Source organism: Cellulomonas sp. NS3 (assembly GCF_024757985.1).
In the GTDB taxonomy this organism is placed as follows: Bacteria; Actinomycetota; Actinomycetes; order Actinomycetales; family Cellulomonadaceae; genus Cellulomonas_A.
The window spans coordinates 1019227-1036075 of record NZ_CP103289.1; the positions used below are offsets into that span (position 1 = coordinate 1019227).

Genomic DNA, 16849 nt, shown 5'->3' on the forward strand with positions numbered 1-16849 from the left:
CGTGCTCGCCAGCGGCGGGGTCGCCGCGGACCTCGGGGACGCCTTCCAGACCACCGCCTTCTCGGGCTCGATGCTGCTCGCGGTGCCGGTCGCGCTCGTCGCGGGCTTCGTGGCGTTCGCGTCGCCCTGCGTGCTGCCGCTCGTGCCGGGCTACCTCGGCTACCTCGGGGGGATGTCGGCGGCGACGCTCGGCCCCCGCCGGGTCACCGCGGGTGCGCCCGCCCCGGCCGCGTCCGGTGCGGCGGTGAGCGGCACCGCCTCGTCGGGCCCTGCGTCGTCCGTCGCCGCCTCGTCGGCTGCCGCGTCGTCCGGCACCGCGTCGTCCGGCACCGCGTCGTCCGGCACCGCGTCGTCCGGCACCGCGCCCGCGCCCGACCGCCGGCGGCTCCTCGCGGGCGTCGGGCTGTTCGTCGCCGGGTTCACGCTCGTCTTCGTGCTGCTCGGGGTGCTCGCCGGCTCGCTCGGAGGCGTCCTGCGCGACTGGCAGGACCCGGTCAGCCGCGTGCTCGGCGCGGTCGTCGTCGTCATGGGGCTCGCGTTCCTCGGCTTCGTGCCGTTCCTGCAGCAGGAGCGGCGGGCCCACCTGAGCCCTCGCGCCGGGCTGTGGGGCGCCCCGCTGCTCGGCGTCGTGTTCGGCCTCGGCTGGACCCCGTGCATCGGCCCGACCCTCGTCGCGATCACCGCGCTGTCGCTCGACGGCGGCTCGGCCGGGCGTGGGGCGGTCCTGTCGGTCGCGTTCTGCCTCGGGCTCGGGCTGCCGTTCCTGCTGCTCGCGCTCGGCACGGCACGCAGCCGGCGCGCGCACGAGCTGCTGCGGCGCCACCGCCTCGCGGTCATGCGCGCCGGGGGAGGGCTGCTCGTGCTGCTCGGCCTCGCGCTGGTCACGGGCGTCTGGGGCACCTGGGCGCAGTGGCTGCAGGGGCTCGTGACCGGCGCCGACGTCTTCGTGCCGGTCGTCTGATGAGCACCTACACGCCCGAGGGCCTCGACGACGCGTACGCCCCCACCGACGCGTCCGACCCGGCCGGGACCGCGCCCGCCCCGCCGACGCTCCCGCAGCTCGGCGTCGCCGGCTGGCTGCGCTGGGCGTGGCGCCAGCTCACGAGCATGCGCGTCGCGCTCCTGCTGCTCATGCTCCTCGCGGTCGCCGCCGTGCCGGGCTCGGTGTGGCCGCAGCGCTCGCAGGCGCCGGAGCGCGTCGCCCAGTACCTCGTCGACCACCCGACCGCGGGGCCGTGGCTCGAGCGCGCCGGGATGTTCGACGTCTACTCCTCGGCCTGGTTCTCGGCCATCTACCTGCTGCTGTTCGTCTCCCTCGTCGGCTGCATCCTGCCGCGCACGCGCGCCCACCTGCGCGCGCTCGGCGCCCGCCCGCCGCGCACCCCGCGACGCTTCGACCGCTTCCCCGCGCAGGCCGGCGGGACCAGCGAGGACTCCCCGGAGGCCGTCGTGCGCGCCGCGGCGAGCGCGCTGCGCGGGCGGGTCTCCTGGCTGCCGCGGTACCGGGTCGACGTGCGCCGCGAGGACCGGGCGGGTGCGGCCGGGGGCCCGGGCGACGACCCGGCCGGCGCGACCGGCAGCGACCTCGCCGACGGCGCCGCGCGCTCGGGCACCTGGACCGTGTCCGCGGAGCGGGGCTACCTGCGCGAGTCCGGCAACCTGCTGTTCCACCTCGCGCTCGTCGGGCTGCTCATCTCGATCGCGACCGGCCAGCTCCTGCACTTCCGCGGTCAGGCGATCGTCGTCGAGGGGCGCGGCTTCGCGAACGCCCAGACCGACTACGACACGTTCGAGGCCGGCAGCGCGTTCGACCCCGCGGACCTCGTGCCGTTCACGCTGCGGCTCGACCGGTTCACGTCGGAGTTCGACCCCGAGACGCTCCAGTCGCGCGACTTCCTCGCCGAGGTCACGCTGACGGAGCCCGGGCGTGAGCCGAGCGCGGAGACCATCAAGGTCAACCACCCGCTCACGACCGGCGGGGCCAAGGTCTACCTGCAGGGCAACGGCTACGCGCCCGACGTCGTGGTGCGCGACGCCACCGGCGAGGTCGCGTTCTCCGGGCCCGTGCCGTTCCTGCCGCAGGACGAGGTGTACACGTCGCAGGGCGTCGTCAAGGTCCCGGACGTCTCGGGCGGGCAGGCGCAGATCGGGCTCGTCGGCTCGCTGCTGCCGACCGCGCAGCAGCTCACGGACACCATCTGGCGCTCGGTCGACCCGCAGCCGACGGACCCGGTGCTCGTGCTCGCCGTCTGGCAGGGCGACCTCGGGCTGGACGACGGCGTGCCGCAGAACGTCTACGAGCTCGACGACACCGGCATGGAGCAGGTCACCCAGCCCGACGGGACCCCCGTGACGCTGTACGTGCGCCCCGGCGAGACGGTCGAGCTGCCCGACGGGCTCGGCACGCTCGAGCTGCGCGACCTGCCGCGGTTCGTCGCGCTCGACCTGCGCCGCGACCCCGCGCTGCCGTTCGTGCTGGTCTTCGCGCTGCTCGCGTTCGCCGGCCTCGGGGTGTCGCTGTTCACGCCCCGGCGCCGCGTGTGGGTCCGCGCGACGCCCGACGGCGAGCGCCCCGGACGTACAGTGGTGAGTGCCGCGGCCCTCGCGCGCGGCGACGACGTCGGCCTCCAGGCCGAGCTCGACGAGATCGTGGGCGCTCTCGCGCTCGACCCCGTGGGCGGCGCGGACCCGGCGCAGCCCGCACCCATCCCGCGCGCCACCACGCGCGCACCGGCGGAAGAGACCAAGCCATGACCGTGGGTGACCTCAGCTCCCTGCTCGTGTGGGCCGCGATGACCGCGCTGACCGTCGCGTTCGTCGCGTCGACCGTGGCCCTCGCGCGCCTCGCGGAGGCGTCACGCCGCGTGCCGGCGGCGCGTGAGCTGGCGACCGCCGGGGCGCCGTCCGGCCCGGCGGCCCTCGAGCCCGACGCGCAGCCCGAGGTGCGTCCCGAGGGCTCCCCGAAGGCCGCCGGGATCGCGCGCTCGACGACCGTGACGGGCGCCGCCCTCCTGCTCGGCGGGATCGTGACGCGCGGCCTCGCCGCCGGGCGGTGGCCCACCGCGAACATGTACGAGTTCGCGCTCGTCGGGGCCTTCATCGCCGTCGTCGTGCTCGTGGTGGTCCAGCGCCGCCGGTTCATCCCGTTCCTCAGCGTCGTCGTGCTCGGCATCGGGGTGCTCGCGCTCGCGCTGGCGCTGACCGTGCTGTTCGTGCAGGCCGACGCGGTGCAGCCCGCTCTGCAGAGCTACTGGCTCGTGCTCCACGTCGGCGTCGCGATCATCGCGACCGGGGTGTTCACGGTCGGGTTCGCCGCCGCGGTGCTCCAGGTGCTCCAGGACGCGCGCGAGTCGGGCCGCAGCCGTGTCGGTGCCGCCGGCGAGGGCGGCAGGCCCGGCGCCCTGCACCGCTGGCGCGTGACCGGTCCGGCGTGGGCGTGGCTGCGCTCGGCGCCCTCCGCGCGCGAGCTCGAGGCGTTCTCGTTCCGGCTCAACGCGATCGGCTTCGTGCTCTGGACGTTCACGCTCATCGGCGGCGCGATCTGGGCCGAGCACGCCTGGGGCCGGTACTGGGGCTGGGACCCCAAGGAGGTCGGCACGTTCGTCGCGTGGGTCGTCTACGCCGCGTACCTGCACGCGCGCACGACGCGCGGGTGGAGCGGTCGCCGTGCGGCGTACATGGTCTTCGTCGGGTACGCCGTGGTGCTCGCGAACTTCACGGTCGTGAACCTGTTCGTCGACGGGAAGCACAGCTACTCGGGGCTCTGAGCCCCGGCCGGGCGCCGTGCGCCCGGGTCGGCTCCTCCTGGTGCGCCCGGGTCCGCTCGTCCCGGTGCGCGCGGGTCCGCTCGTCCCGGTCAGCTCGTCGAGGTCGGTTCGCTCGGGTCGGCGGGCGGCCGCGGGGGACCCGCCGGGGGCTGCGTCGGGTCCGTCGGGTCGGTGGGGCTCCCCGCGCCGGTCCCGGTCCCGCCCGCCTCGCGCTCGCGCCGGCGGCGCTCCTGCTCGAGGCGCCAGAGGAACTCCGGGTCGTCGTCGGGCGCGAGCGGCGCCTGCGGGACCGTGCCGAGACCCGGACCCCGCCCGGTGCGGCGCCCGGGCGTGCGCCGCACGAGCAGCCACGTGACCGAGCCGATGACCGGCACCAGCACCATGAAGGCCACCCACAGCACCTTGTGCAGGCCCAGGCGCTCGCGCTCGTCGCTGCGCGCGACGTCGATGACCGTGTACACGATCAGGCCGACGACCACGAGAGCGAGGAGGTTGCGCACCCGGCCACAGTAGTTCGCCGACGCGGTTCGCGACCGTCGAGCGGCGCCACCTAGGCTGGGGAGGTGCGCGTCCTGACCTACTCCCTCATGCGGCTCGGGCTGCTCGCCGTCTGCTTCGCCGGGCTCTACTGGGCCGGTGCCGGCCTCTGGGTCGCGTTCCTCGTCGCGACGTTCCTCGCCTGGGGCCTGTCGTACGTGCTGCTCGCCGGGCCCCGCGACGCCGCCGCGCTCGAGATCGCGGAGCGTGCGCAGGCGCGGGCGGCTCGCTCGGGCCGTTCGCAGCGCGAGCTCGACGACGACGCCGCCGAGGACGCCGCGGTCGACGCGGCGCTCGCCACGACCGGGCCGGGCGTCCCCGGCGTCCCGCTCGCCGCCCGTCCGGTCACCGGCACCGCCGCGTCGCTCGACGCGGACGCCGCCCAGGACGCGGTCGACGCGGGCGTCCCGGCGTCAGAGCGCGAGGCCGACGCCGAGCAGGATCCCGTAGCCGAGCTCGAGCAGGCCGGTCCCGGCGAGGACCGGGACGAGCGCGACGCCGCGCGCCCCGACCAGCACGGTGAACGCGAGCACCCCCGCCGGTAGCGCGAGCACGAGCACGAGCAGGGCCCCGGGAGCGGCGAACGCGCACGCGACCCCGAGCAGCAGCGGGAGGGTCACGAGCAGCGCGTACGCGCGCCGGGCCCGGTGGTCGCCGAGCCGGACCGCGACCGTGCGCTTGCCGACGAGCACGTCGGTCGGGATGTCGCGCAGGTTGTTGACCATGAGCAGCGCGCACGCGAGCAGCCCGACCCCGACGGCGCCGGCGGCGGCGACCCACGAGACGCGGTCCGCCTGGGTGTACGTCGTGCCGAGCACCGCGACGAGCCCGAAGAACACGAAGACGCCGACCTCGCCGAGCCCGCGGTAGCCGTACGGGCGCCGCCCCCCGGTGTAGAACCACGCGGCGGCGACGGCGAGCGCCCCGACCCCGAGCAGCCACCACTGGCCGGTGAGCAGCACGAGCACGAGCCCGAGCGCCGCGCCGACCCCGAGGGCCGCGAAGGCGGCGAGCCGCACCTGCGCCGGCGGGGCCGCGCCGGACGCGGTGAGCCGCATCGGTCCGACGCGCTCGGTGTCCGTGCCGCGCACGCCGTCGGAGTAGTCGTTCGCGTAGTTCACGCCGACCTGCAGCGCGAGCGCGACGCCGAGCGCGAGCAGCGCCCGGCCTTGGTGCGCCTGGTCGAGCTGCGCGGCGGCGCCGGTGCCGACGAGCGCCGGGGCGGCCGCCGCGGGCAGCGTGCGCGGGCGCGCACCGGCGATCCACTCGGACGTCGTGGCCATCGTGCTCCTGTCGGGTCGCGCCGCGAGCGCGGTGCTGGGGGTCGTGGTGGTGCGGGGCGGTGCGTCCGGGCGCTGCAGCGGGGGTCAGCGCCCGAGCCGGTCCGCGGCCAGCCGGGCGACCGCCGCACGGTCGGGCTTGCCGGGTCCGCGCAGCGGCAGGGACTCCACCACGACCACGGCACGGGGCGCCGCGGCGTGCCCCAGGCTACGCGCGACGGCGGCCCGGACGTCGTCGTGCGCGGGCGCGCGGGCGCCGTCGTGCAGCACGAGCACGGCGGTCACCGACTGCCCCCACTCCTGGTCGGGCAGCCCGACGACGCAGACGTCCGCGACACCGTCCAGCGCACCGAGGACCCGCTCGACCGCGGCGGGGGCGACCTTCGCGCCGCCGGTCACGAGCACGTCGTCGGCGCGCCCGAGCACGCGCAGCACGGGCCCGGCGGGCCGGTCCGTCGCGTCGTCCGGGGCCGGACCAGTGACGAGCTCGCCGAGGTCCCCGGTCCGCAGCCACCGCCGCCCGCCGCGCTCGACGAACGCCTCGCCGTCGAGGTCGGGCCGGCCGCGGTACCCGGTCGCGAGCACGGGCCCGGCGAGCAGCACGCGCCCGTCCGCGGGGTCGACGTCGACCTCGACGCCGTCGAGCGGCACGCCGTCGTACACGCACCCGCCGCACGTCTCCGACATCCCGTACGTCGTCACGACCCGCACGCCCGCCGCGCGCGCGTCCGTGAGCAGCCCGGCGGCGGTGGCGGCGCCGCCGACGAGCACCGCGTCGAACGTGCGCAGCGCGGCGAGCGCACCGGGGGAGCCGAGCAGGCGGTGCAGCTGGGTCGGCACGAGCGAGGTGTACCGGCGATGGGGCGACCCCGGCCGGTCGAGCTCGCCCACCGCCCGCTCGAACGCGTCCGCACGGAACGGCCCGGGCGCGAGCACGACCGGCTCGGTCCCCGCGAGCAGCGACCGGACCAGCACCTGCACCCCCGCGACGTGCACCGGCGGCAGCGCGAGCAGCCAGCGCCCGTGGCCACCGAGCCGGGCCGCGGTCGCCTCCCCCGACGCGCGCAGCGCCGCCGCCGAGAGCAGCACGTCCCGCGGCGCGCCCGTGGAGCCGGAGGTGCGCACGACGAGCGCGACGTCGTCGGGCACCTCACCGGGGTGCTCCGGCGCGGGCTCGTCCGCCGGGACGGGGAGCACCGCCGGGCCGGTCCCGTCGAGCGCGGCGCCGAGCGCCGCGAGCAGCGCGTGCACGGGGTCGCCCGCGGACGGTGCGGTGCCCGGGGAGCCGCCGGGACCGGACGACACGGGCACGCAGCGGACCGGACGGCTCACCGGGCCAGCGTAGGCGGGACCGTAGAGTGTGGCCGACCCGGCCGCCCGCCCGGGACCGAAGGAGCTCGCCCGTGCCCACGTCCGCGCCGCCCGTGCCCACGCGCCCCGCCCGGCACGCGCGCACCCACGCCGCCGTCGTCCTCGGGCTCGTCGCTCTCCTCGGTGCCTGCTCGGGCGGCGCGGACGCCCCGACCGACCCGCCCGTGACCCTGCCACCGGTCATCACGCCCGCGAAGCACGCCGCACCCGCCCCCGTCGTCCCGCCGCGCTGGGTGCTCACGGGCGTGCCGTCGACGGAGCTCGTCGAGCGTCCGGCGCTCGCCGTCAAGATCGAGAACCCCAAGGAGGTCCGCCCGCAGACGGGCCTCGACCAGGCGGACGTCGTCTGGGAGCAGGTCGTCGAGGGCGGGGTCACGCGCTTCGTCGCGGTCTTCCACTCGACCGTCCCCGCCGAGGTCGGCCCCATCCGCTCGGTGCGCCCGATGGACCCCGCGATCGCCGCGCCGCTGCACGGCGTCATCGCGTTCTCCGGCGGGCAGCCCGGCTTCGTGCAGGCGCTCTCCGCCGCGGGGCTGCAGACCGTGAGCCACGACGCCGGCGACGACGGCTTCTACCGGACCAAGGGCCGCACGGCGCCGCACAACGTCTTCGGCGACCCGGCGGCGTTCCTCGGGCAGGCCGACGCCGGGCACGCGGCCTCGCCGCCCGAGCAGTTCCACTTCGCGCGCCGCCCCGAGCTCGCGACCGCGGCCGTCGCCGGCACCCCGGCGGCACAGGTCGCGGTGACGATGTCGTCGTACTCGAGGCCCTCGTGGGACTGGAGCGCGGCCGACGGCGCGTGGCTGCGCTCGGAGTCCGGGACGCCCGCCACCTCCGCGTCGGGCGCGCGGCTCGCGGCGACGAACGTCGTGACGCTCCGCGTGGACCTCGTGGCGTCGGGCACCGTCGACCCGGCCGGCAGCCCGGTCCCGGAGACGAGGCTCGTCGGCTCGGGGGAGGCGCTCGTCGCGACCGGGGGCAGGACGCTCGCCGCGACCTGGACCAAGGCGTCCACGGACGCGCCGCTCACGCTCGCGACCGCCGACGGCACGGACGTGCGGCTCGCGCCGGGCGCGACGTGGGTCGAGCTCGTGCCGAACGGCTCCGGCGCGGTGACCGTCGGCTGAGCCGGCGGCGGAGGGACGGCAGGACGTGACGACGACGGGGGACGGCATGGCGCGGAGCGGGCGGACGGACACGGCGCGACCGGGCGGGCGGGGACGCGCGGCCCAGGTCGCGGCGACCCTCGCCGGCGCGGTGCTCGCGCTCGCGGCGTGCGGCTCGCCCGAGGCGGTGGCGCCCGCACCCGAGACCGTGACGGTCAGCCCGACGACCGCACCCGCGAAGGGCGCCGCGCCGGCTCCGGTCGTGCCGCCGACGTGGCCGCTGACCGGGCTGCCGGGCGAGCCCGCCCCGCGGCCGGCCCTCGCGGTGAAGGTCGAGAACACCGCGGTCGCGCGGCCGCAGAGCGGGCTCGAGCAGGCGGACGTGGTCTGGGAGACGATCGTCGAGTTCGACGTCTCCCGGCTCATCGCCGTGTTCCACTCGCAGGTGCCCGGCGAGGTCGGCCCCATCCGCTCGGTCCGGCCCATGGACCCGCCGGTGACCGCGCCCCTGCACGGCCTCCTCGCGTTCTCCGGCGGGCAGCCCGGCATCCTCGACCTCGTCGACGCCAGCGGGGTGCAGGCGCTGAGCCACGACGCCGGGGTCGAGGGCATGTACCGGGTCCGGGGCCGGTCGGCGCCGCACAACGTGTACGGCAGCCCGGAGACCTTCTGGGGGCTGGCCGACGCCGGGCACCAGGCGGCGCCCGCCGAGCAGTTCGAGTTCGCCCGCTCGCTCGACCGCGCCGCCGCCGTCGTCGCCGGGACGCCCGCGACCACGCTGGCGTTCCGGCTCTCCGCGGCGTCGAGCCCGTCGTGGACCTGGGACGGCACGTCGTGGCTGCGCTCCGAGGGCAGCACGCCCGCGGTCGCGGCGAGCGGCGCGCGGCTCGCCGCGACCAACGTCGTCTCGATCACCGCCGACCACCCCGCGACGGAGTTCGGCGCGCAGGGCGGGGCCGCGGTCCCCACCTACGTGCTCGTCGGCTCCGGGGACGCCACCGTCGCCTCGGGCGGCAAGGTCGTCCAGGTGCGCTGGCAGAAGGACGCCGACGACCAGCCCTTGCGCCTGTTCCTGCCCGACGGGTCGCCCGCGCGCCTGGCGCCGGGCACCACCTGGGTCGAGCTCGTGCCGGCCGGGTCCGGGAGCCTCACGGTCAGCTGAGACGGCAGCGCGGCGCGCGCCGGCGAGCGCGTCGCCCGAACGGCCTCAGCCCGCGGGATGACCGGGGCGACGACGTCGTGCTCCCGGCGGTGGACCGTGGGCGGTGGGCTCCGTCCCGTGGGCCGATGCGGCCCCGGCCGGCCCGGCCGCACGCTGGTGCCATGACCACGATCACGTCCGAGAGCTCCGAGGAGCGCGCCGACCGCGTGCACTCCCTCGGCGCCGTCCTCGCGTCCGTCACCATCCTGTCCGCGCTGCTCCTGGGCGCCTCCTACGCCGTCGCGCAGGTCGTCCAGGTCGCGGTCTGGGCGTTCTCCGGCAGCTGACCGCGCGCACCGGGACTGGCCGCGGCCGGACCCGGCACCCGGCCCGCACGAGCCGCGCCCGACGCGTCAGTAGGCGTACCCGAACCCCGACCAGTCCGGGTCGCGGCGCTGCAGGAACGCGTCGCGCCCCTCGACCGCCTCGTCCGTCATGTACGCGAGCCGCGTCGCCTCGCCCGCGAAGACCTGCTGCCCCGCGAGCCCGTCGTCCGCGAGGTTGAACGCGAACTTGAGCATGCGGATCGCCTGCGGCGACTTGGTCGCCACGATCCGCGCGTACTCGAGCGCCGCGTCCTCGAGGTCCGCGTGGTCGACGACGTCGTTCACCGAGCCCCAGTCGTACGCCTCCTGCGCCGAGTACTCGCGTGCGAGGAAGAAGATCTCCCGGGCCCGCTTCTGGCCGACCTGGCGCGCGAGCAGCGCCGAGCCGTAGCCGCCGTCGAACGACCCGACGTTCGCGTCGGTCTGCATGAACCGCGCGTGCTCGCGCGAGGCGATCGTCAGGTCCGCGACGACGTGCAGCGAGTGCCCGCCGCCGGCCGCCCACCCGCCCACGACGGCGACGACGACCTTGGGCATCGTCCGGATGAGCCGCTGGACCTCGAGGATGTGCAGGCGCCCGGCCCGCGCCGGGTCGATCGCGTCCGCGGTCTGCGCGTCGGGGTCGCCCGTGTACCGGTAGCCGTCGCGCCCGCGGATGCGCTGGTCGCCGCCCGAGCAGAACGCCCAGCCGCCGTCCTTGGGGCTCGGGCCGTTGCCCGTGAGCAGGACCGTGCCGACGTCCGAGGACATCCGGGCGTGGTCGAGCACGCGGTAGAGCTCGTCGACGGTGTGCGGGCGGAACGCGTTGCGCACCTCGGGCCGGTCGAACGCGACGCGGACCACGGGGAGGTCCCGCTCGACGGCGTCCGGCCCCGCGTCGGGGGAGGGTCGGGCGACCCCGCGGTGGTAGGTGAGGTCCGTGAGGTCCTCGAACCCGGCGACGGTGCGCCAGCGGGTCGGGTCGAACGTCTCGGACACCTGCGGGGGGAGCTCGCTCACCGGACCAGCCTAGGTCCCGCATAGCCTGGGTCCGTGACCCTCGACGTGTACTCGGTGCCGCTGCGCACGCGCTTCCGTGGCCTCGACGTGCGCGACGGCGTGCTGCTGCGCGGCGCGGCCGGGTGGGGCGAGTTCAGCCCGTTCTGGGACTACGACGCCGACGAGTCGGCCGCGTGGCTGCGCGCCGCGCGCGAGGCCGCGGACGAGGGCTGGCCCGCTCCGGTGCGCACGCACGTCCCGGTGAACGTGACCGTGCCCGCGGTCGACGGGCCGGCCGCGCACCGCATCGTGACGTCGTCGGGCGGGTGCCGGACCGCGAAGGTCAAGGTCGCCGAGCGCGGCCAGACCCTCGCACAGGAGATCGAGCGCCTCGAGGCGGTCCGCGACGCGCTCGGGCCCGGCGGTGCGATCCGGGTGGACGCCAACGGCGGCTGGGACGTCGAGACCGCGGTCGCGCGCCTGCGCGTCCTCGACCGCGCGGCCGGGGGGCTCGAGTACGCCGAGCAGCCGGTGCCGACGGTCGAGGGCCTCGCCGCGGTCCGCCGCGCGGTCGACCTGCCGGTCGCCGCCGACGAGTCGATCCGCCGCGCCGAGGACCCGATGGCGGTCGTGCGCGCCCGCGCCGCCGACATCGCGGTGCTCAAGGTCCAGCCGCTCGGCGGGGTGCGTGCGTGCCTCGCGCTCGCGGAGGAGACGGGGCTGCCGGTCGTCGTCTCGTCAGCGCTCGAGAGCTCGGTCGGGCTCGCCGCCGGCCTCGCCCTCGCCGCGGCCCTGCCGCACCTGCCGTACGCGTGCGGGCTCGCGACCGCGCAGCTGCTGACCGCGGACGTCACGACCGAGCCGCTGCTGCCCGTGGACGGGCAGCTCGAGGTCCGCCGCGTCGACGTCGACCCGGCTGCGCTCGACACGGTCCGCGCGCCCGAGGACGTGCGCGCACGCTGGGCGGCCCGCCTCGCGGAGGTCGAGGCCCGGTCTACGGTGGGACGGTGACGACCCCGAGCGCGCACCCGGCGACCGCGTCGGCGCGCGTGCTGCTGCAGGCGTTCGCGGCGCTCGGCGTGCGCGACGTCGTGCTGAGCCCCGGCTCGCGCAGCGCGCCGCTCGCGTACGCGCTGGCGGACGCGGCCCTGCCCGACGGCGAGCGTCCGGCGGGCGCGCCCGCGCTGCGGCTGCACGTGCGGATCGACGAGCGCACCGCGGCGTTCCTCGCGCTCGGCCTCGCGAAGGCGGCGGTCGCGCAGGGCGACGTGCGCCCGGTCGCGGTGGTCACGACGTCGGGGACCGCGGCGGCGAACCTGCACCCCGCGGCGCTCGAGGCCGCGCACGCCGGGCTCCCGCTCGTGCTCGTGACCGCCGACCGCCCGCACGAGCTGCGCGGCACGGGCGCCAACCAGACGACCGAGCAGGTCGGGCTCTTCGGCTCGGCGGTCCGCTTCGCCGCCGACGTCCCGGCGCCGACCAGCCGCCCCGGCGAGGCCCGCGACCTGCGCCACGTCGTCTCGCGCGCGCTCGCCGCCGCGGTCGGGGCGCGCACCGCCGACCCCGGACCGGTGCACCTCGACCTCGCCTACCGGGAGCCGCTCGGGCCGGGCGACGAGCCGTGGCCCGCGCCGGCCGAGGACGGGCTCGTGCGCGTGACGCCGCGCCCGGCCGCCCCGTTCGTCGCCGCCGGCGCGGAGGGCGCGCGGGTCGACGGCGTGCCGACCGTCGTCGTCGCGGGCGACGGCGCGGGGGTGGACGCGCGGCTGCTCGCCGAGGCCAACGACTGGCCGCTGCTCGCCGAGCCCTCGTCGGGCGCGTTCGGCGGCTCGCACGCGATCCCCGCGTACCGGCTCCTCCTCGGGCACCCCGCGCTCGGCGGGCAGGTGCGCCGCGCCGTCGTGCTCGGGCGCCCGACGCTGTCCCGCCCGGTCTCCCGCCTGCTCGCGCGCGGCGACGTCGAGCTCGTCGTGGTCGCCCCCCACGGCCGCGACTGGCCCGACGCCGGGCGGGCCGCGACCCACGTGCACACCGAGGTCCCCGCCGGGCTGATCGGCCGGGCCGGGCCGCCCGGGTGGCTCGACGCGTGGCGCGCCGCGGGCAAGACCGCCGCCGCCGCGGTCGACTCCGTGCTCGACCCGGGCCCCCGGGCCGCGCCGTCGCGCAGCGGGACGCGCGTGACGGGCCCGGTGCTGGCGCGCGAGGTCGTGCGGGCGACGCAGCAGCGGGACGTGCTCGTGGTCGGCTCGAGCAACCCGGTGCGCGACCTCGACCTCATGGGCGGCTGGGACTCGCCCGCGCTCGTGCTCGCCAACCGGGGGCTCGCGGGGATCGACGGCACCGTCTCGACCGCGATCGGCGTCGCCCTCGGGCTCCCGGACCGTCGCGTGCGCGCGCTCGTCGGCGACCTGACCTTCCTGCACGACGCGGGCGGGCTGCTGCGCGGGCCGCTGGAACCCACCGCGGACCTCCAGGTCGTGGTCGCGAACGACGACGGCGGCTCGATCTTCGCGACCCTCGAGCACGGCGCCCCCGAGCACGCCGCGGTGTTCGAGCGGGTCTTCGCCACGCCGCACGGCGCCGACCTCTCGGCGCTGTGCGCGGCGTACGGCGTGCGGCACACCCGCGTGAGCGACGTCGAGGGCCTCGCGCCCGCGCTGGCGGCCCCCGGGCGGGGGCTGAGCGTCGTCGAGGTGCGGGTCGACCGCGCCGGCCGCCGGGCGCTCGGCGAGCGGATCGAGTCCGAGGTGCGGGACGCGCTCGACCGCACGCTGGGCTGACCTGCGCCCCCCGGGACCGGTCGGCAGCCGGTGGGGCGAGGCCGGGTCAGGGGGCGGACTCGCAGCGAACTCCCAGGAAGGCTCGAGCATGCGCACAGGGCTGGGAGGTCTCATGGTGGAGGAGAAGGAGGACCGACCATGAGCAGCAGCACCCCCGACGTCCCGGGCGCACCGAGCCCCGAGGACCGGCCCGCCCCGGTGACGAGCGAGCAGCGAACGATGCCGACCCCCGACGCACACGGCGACGCGCACCCGCAGGTCGCGGCCACGCAGCCGATCGCGCGCCCCGCGCCCGGACCGCACGAGGCGCCGACGCAGCCGCTCTCCGCCACGCCGTCGCACGCCGAGACGCAGCCGCTCCCGGCCGCGGCCGCTGCCACGGCGCCGGCGCCGCAGCACCAGCCGGTCACGCAGGCGCTCCCCGCCACCGGCGTGCACCCGCAGCCCGCTGCTGCGGGCCACGCCCCGGGTTCCGGCCAGCCCGGCGCCGGCCACGCGGGTCCCGCGCCCGTCCCCGGCCCGACCCCGCACCCCACCAACCCGTTCCTGCCGCCGCACCCCGCGGCCCCCGCCGACCTGCGCGCCGCGCACGAGGCGCAGCACGGTGCGCCGGGCCAGGCGCCGCTCCCCGGTCAGCACGGCGGCCCGGCCGGCCCCGGCGGACCGCAGGCCCCGGCCGGGACCCGCGAGCGCGGGCGCCCGTTGTGGCTGCCCGTCGCGGCGGCCTCCGTGGCCGCGGCGCTCATCGCGACGCTCACCACGATCGGCGTCTCGGACGCGCTCGACGACGGCGACACCTCGACCCCGGCGTCGCTCACGTCGATCGGCCAGGCACAGAACGCCGAGGTGCCGGTCGAGGGCTCGAACGCGGACGACCCCGACTGGGAGGCGGTCATCGCGGCCGTCCAGAAGTCGGTCGTCGCCATCGAGGTCAGCACGCAGCAGGGCGGCTCGCAGGGCTCGGGCGTGATCATCGACGACGACGGCAACGTCGTGACGAACAACCACGTCGTCGCGGGCGCCGGCGCGGGCGAGGTCCGCGTCACGCTCTCGGACGGCCGCATCTTCGCCGCGTCGATCGTGGGGACGGACCCGACCACGGACCTCGCGGTCATCCGCCTCGACGACGCCCCGGACGACCTCACGCCCGCGGCGCTCGGCGACTCCGGCGACGTGACCGTCGGCGAGGCGGTCCTCGCGGTCGGCAACCCGCTCGGCCTCGCGAACACCGCGACGACCGGCATCGTCTCGGCGGTCGACCGCCCGGTCTCGACGTCCGAGCAGGGGAGCTCCGACACGGTCGTGACGAACGCCATCCAGATCGACGCGGCCGTCAACCCGGGGAACTCGGGCGGCCCGCTGTTCGACGCGCAGGGCCGGGTCATCGGCATCACGTCGTCGATCGCGACGCTGTCGAGCCAGTCCGGCTCGATCGGCCTCGGGTTCGCGATCCCGGTCAACCTGGCGAAGCAGATCGCCGCGCAGCTCGTCGAGGACGGCACGGCGGAGCACGCCTTCCTCGGTGTCTCGCTGAGCGACGGCACGGCGACCGCGGACGGCGTGACGCGCCGCGGCGCGGTCGTCCAGGAGGTGACGTCGGGCTCGCCCGCCGCCGAGGCCGAGCTGACCGCGGAGGACGTCATCGTCGCGATCGACGGCCGCCCGGTCGCGGGTGCCGAGTCGCTGACCGCGTACGTGCGCGAGCGCGCCGCGGGCGACGAGGCGACGCTCACCGTCGTGCGCGGCGACGAGGCCCGGGAGGTCGAGGTGACGCTCGCGGCCCGCGAGGAGACCACGACGGGCCAGGCCCCGAACCAGCTGCCGCAGCTCCCCGAGAACAGCGAGGAGATGACGCCCGAGCAGCTGTGGGAGTGGTTCCAGCAGCAGCAGCAGGGTCAGGGCGGCGGCCAGGGGAACGGCTGACCCGATCGATCTCCGGGCGCGCATCCCCCCGCGCGCCCGGTCCGGGGCGGGACCGGACCCCTGCTGGTCCCGCCTCACGCGGACGGCCGGTGCCCTCGGGCACCGGCCGTCCGTCGTGCGGGTCCGTCGTGCCTGAGCCCTGTGGCGAGCGGTGCGGCGTCAGTCCGTCGGTGCCCCGGTCGACGCCAGCGCGTCGCGCATCGGCACGAGCTTCGCCTCCGACTCCGCGAGCTCGGCGGCCGGGTCGGACGCCGCGACGATGCCGCAGCCCGCGAACAGCCGGATGCGGTGCGGGTCCTCCGGGTCGAGCGCCGCGGAGCGCAGCGCGATGCCCCACTCGCCGTCGCCGTCCCCGCCGAACCAGCCGACCGGGCCGGCGTAGCGCGCGCGGTCCATGCCCTCAATCCGGGCGATGAGCTCGCGAGCCGCGGACGTCGGCGTCCCGCACACCGCGGCCGTCGGGTGCAGCGCAGCAGCGAGCGCGAGGCTCGTGGGGTGCTCCGCGGACGCCTCGGCGCCGCCGACCAGGACGCCGGTCACGTCGCTCGCGAGGTGCAGCACGTTGGGCAGGTGCAGCACGAACGGCACGTCGGGCACGTTGATCGACGAGCAGTACGGCTCGAGGGCGTGCCCGACGGACGCGACGGCGTACTCGTGCTCCTCGAGGTCCTTGGACGAGTGCGCCAGGATCGCGGCGCGGCCCAGGTCCGCGGCGTCGTCGCCGGTGCGGCGGATCGTGCCGGCCAGCACGCGCGACGTCACGAGCCCCTTCTCGGAGCGCACGAGGAGCTCGGGCGTCGCGCCGATCAGGCCGTCGACCGAGAACGTCCAGCACGACGGGTACCGCTCGGCGAGCCGCCCGAGGGGCCAGCGCACGTCGATCGGGTGCTCGGTGCGCGCGCACACGTCGCGGGCCAGCACGGCCTTGTCGACCTCGCCCGCACGGATCGCGGCGACGGCCCGTGCGACGACGTCCTTCCAGGGCTCGGCGGGCACGGCGCCGTCGCCGTACTCGACCGTCCCGGGGGACGGCGCCGGCTCGAGGTCACCGACGAGCTCGTCGAGCGACGGCGCCCGGCGCAGCCGCCCGCCGGACTCGATCGTCGTGAGCCACGCGCGCCCGCCGCGGCGTCCCACGACGACCCGCGGGACGACGACGACGCCGCCCGCGGGGGAGTCGTCGTCGAACGCGAAGGACCCGAACGCGACCGGGCCCGTGCCCGGGACCTCGACCTCGTCGCGCACGATCGCGTGCGCGAGGACCTCGCGCCAGGCGGCTTCGGCGTCGGTGAAGCGCGACGCGCCACCGACCTCGAACCGCAGCGCCTCGCCCCAGGCGACGAGCCCGTCGCCCCGGCGCACCCAGGCGAGGGGTGCGTCCGCGGGCAGCAGGTCGGTGAGGTCCCGCGGGTCCGGGGTCGTCGCCCGGCCGCCGTCGTCAGGGTCGGCGGCGAGCGCCCCGCCGCGCCGTGCCCGGCCGAGCTCCTCGAGCCCGTCGAGGGGGACCGTGCGCACGACGAGCGGGTGCGGGACGGCGTCGGGCAGGCTGCTGGTCATCGGCTTCAGGGTACGGTCCGCAG

Annotated in this window: 14 protein-coding genes and 1 pseudogene; 10 read left to right on the forward strand and 5 right to left on the reverse strand. The window is 77.4% G+C overall.

All coding sequences use genetic code 11. The annotated features are described in order from the left end of the window. Positions 1–70 precede the first annotated feature (70 nt). The 3 genes from NXY84_RS04810 to ccsB are packed head-to-tail and all read left to right on the forward strand — an operon-like array spanning position 71 to position 3767. Entirely contained in the window at positions 71–961 is an 891-nt protein-coding gene (locus NXY84_RS04810) for a cytochrome c biogenesis CcdA family protein (protein WP_258727118.1), read from the forward strand. After that, positions 961–2754, forward strand: coding sequence for a cytochrome c biogenesis protein ResB (gene resB / locus NXY84_RS04815; protein WP_258726022.1), 1794 nt, complete (start codon positions 961–963; stop codon positions 2752–2754). Before NXY84_RS04810 ends, resB begins: the two co-directional genes overlap by 1 nt. Then, positions 2751–3767 (forward strand): c-type cytochrome biogenesis protein CcsB, encoded by a 1017-nt coding sequence (ccsB, locus tag NXY84_RS04820; protein ID WP_258726023.1) that lies wholly within the window; start codon positions 2751–2753, stop codon positions 3765–3767. Before resB ends, ccsB begins: the two co-directional genes overlap by 4 nt. Positions 3768–3856: 89 nt before the next feature. Here the strand turns inward: ccsB and NXY84_RS04825 are convergent, their stop codons facing one another. Beyond that, complete coding sequence (locus tag NXY84_RS04825) at positions 3857–4267, reverse strand: PLD nuclease N-terminal domain-containing protein (RefSeq protein ID WP_258726024.1); 411 nt, start codon at positions 4265–4267, stop codon at positions 3857–3859. Between the two features lie 63 nt (positions 4268–4330). On the opposite strand from NXY84_RS04825, the pseudogene NXY84_RS04830 reads away from it, so the two are divergent. Then, positions 4331–4513, forward strand: a pseudogene (locus tag NXY84_RS04830) (DUF4229 domain-containing protein); the annotation flags it as partial. Between the two features lie 204 nt (positions 4514–4717). Here NXY84_RS04830 and NXY84_RS04835 read toward each other — a convergent pair. Both NXY84_RS04835 and menE read right to left on the reverse strand, forming a co-directional pair. Further along, entirely contained in the window at positions 4718–5587 is an 870-nt protein-coding gene (locus NXY84_RS04835) for a 1,4-dihydroxy-2-naphthoate polyprenyltransferase (RefSeq protein ID WP_258726025.1), read from the reverse strand. 84 nt (positions 5588–5671) lie between these two features. Continuing rightward, positions 5672–6916 (reverse strand): o-succinylbenzoate--CoA ligase, encoded by a 1245-nt coding sequence (gene menE, locus NXY84_RS04840; protein WP_258726026.1) that lies wholly within the window; start codon positions 6914–6916, stop codon positions 5672–5674. Between the two features lie 71 nt (positions 6917–6987). Here menE and NXY84_RS04845 point away from each other — a divergent pair, with 71 nt between their 5' ends. The 3 genes from NXY84_RS04845 (at position 6988) to NXY84_RS04855 (ending at position 9549) form a co-directional block, all read left to right on the forward strand. After that, positions 6988–8082, forward strand: coding sequence for a DUF3048 domain-containing protein (locus tag NXY84_RS04845; protein ID WP_258726027.1), 1095 nt, complete (start codon positions 6988–6990; stop codon positions 8080–8082). A 25-nt stretch (positions 8083–8107) separates the two neighbouring features. Then, on the forward strand, positions 8108–9223 hold the full coding sequence (locus NXY84_RS04850) for a DUF3048 domain-containing protein (RefSeq protein ID WP_258726028.1): 1116 nt from the start codon (positions 8108–8110) through the stop codon (positions 9221–9223). Between the two features lie 161 nt (positions 9224–9384). Further along, positions 9385–9549: a hypothetical protein gene (locus NXY84_RS04855; protein WP_258726029.1), complete on the forward strand. Its 165-nt coding sequence runs from the start codon at positions 9385–9387 to the stop codon at positions 9547–9549. Positions 9550–9615: 66 nt separating this feature from the next. On the opposite strand, the gene NXY84_RS04860 is transcribed toward NXY84_RS04855, so the two are convergent. Then, positions 9616–10587, reverse strand: a complete 972-nt coding sequence (locus tag NXY84_RS04860; RefSeq protein WP_258726030.1) for a 1,4-dihydroxy-2-naphthoyl-CoA synthase — start codon at positions 10585–10587, stop codon at positions 9616–9618. A gap of 33 nt (positions 10588–10620) precedes the next feature. On the opposite strand from NXY84_RS04860, the gene NXY84_RS04865 reads away from it, so the two are divergent. The 3 genes from NXY84_RS04865 to NXY84_RS04875 all read left to right on the forward strand — a co-directional run bounded on the left by NXY84_RS04865 (position 10621) and on the right by NXY84_RS04875 (position 15269). After that, entirely contained in the window at positions 10621–11577 is a 957-nt protein-coding gene (locus tag NXY84_RS04865; protein WP_258726031.1) for an o-succinylbenzoate synthase, read from the forward strand. Continuing rightward, positions 11574–13346 carry a 2-succinyl-5-enolpyruvyl-6-hydroxy-3-cyclohexene-1-carboxylic-acid synthase gene (menD, locus tag NXY84_RS04870; RefSeq protein ID WP_258726032.1) on the forward strand — a complete coding sequence of 591 codons (1773 nt, stop codon included), beginning with the start codon at positions 11574–11576 and terminating at the stop codon, positions 13344–13346. The genes NXY84_RS04865 and menD overlap by 4 nt, the downstream gene beginning before the upstream one ends. A gap of 138 nt (positions 13347–13484) precedes the next feature. Continuing rightward, positions 13485–15269, forward strand: a complete 1785-nt coding sequence (locus NXY84_RS04875; protein ID WP_258726033.1) for a S1C family serine protease — start codon at positions 13485–13487, stop codon at positions 15267–15269. Between the two features lie 159 nt (positions 15270–15428). Here the strand turns inward: NXY84_RS04875 and NXY84_RS04880 are convergent, their stop codons facing one another. Further along, complete coding sequence (locus tag NXY84_RS04880) at positions 15429–16826, reverse strand: isochorismate synthase MenF (protein ID WP_396126370.1); 1398 nt, start codon at positions 16824–16826, stop codon at positions 15429–15431. Positions 16827–16849 lie beyond the last annotated feature (23 nt).

Excerpts from the sequence above, each read along its gene's own strand:
- NXY84_RS04855 (WP_258726029.1), top strand. The coding sequence starts at position 9,385 with ATGACCACGATCACGTCCGAGAGCTCCGAGGAGCGCGCCGACCGCGTG.
- NXY84_RS04875 (WP_258726033.1), top strand. The coding sequence starts at position 13,485 with ATGAGCAGCAGCACCCCCGACGTCCCGGGCGCACCGAGCCCCGAGGAC.
- ccsB (WP_258726023.1), top strand. The coding sequence starts at position 2,751 with ATGACCGTGGGTGACCTCAGCTCCCTGCTCGTGTGGGCCGCGATGACC.
- resB (WP_258726022.1), top strand. The coding sequence starts at position 961 with ATGAGCACCTACACGCCCGAGGGCCTCGACGACGCGTACGCCCCCACC.
- NXY84_RS04880 (WP_396126370.1), bottom strand. The coding sequence starts at position 16,826 with ATGACCAGCAGCCTGCCCGACGCCGTCCCGCACCCGCTCGTCGTGCGC.
- NXY84_RS04835 (WP_258726025.1), bottom strand. The coding sequence starts at position 5,587 with ATGGCCACGACGTCCGAGTGGATCGCCGGTGCGCGCCCGCGCACGCTG.
- NXY84_RS04810 (WP_258727118.1), top strand. The coding sequence starts at position 71 with ATGCTGCTCGCGGTGCCGGTCGCGCTCGTCGCGGGCTTCGTGGCGTTC.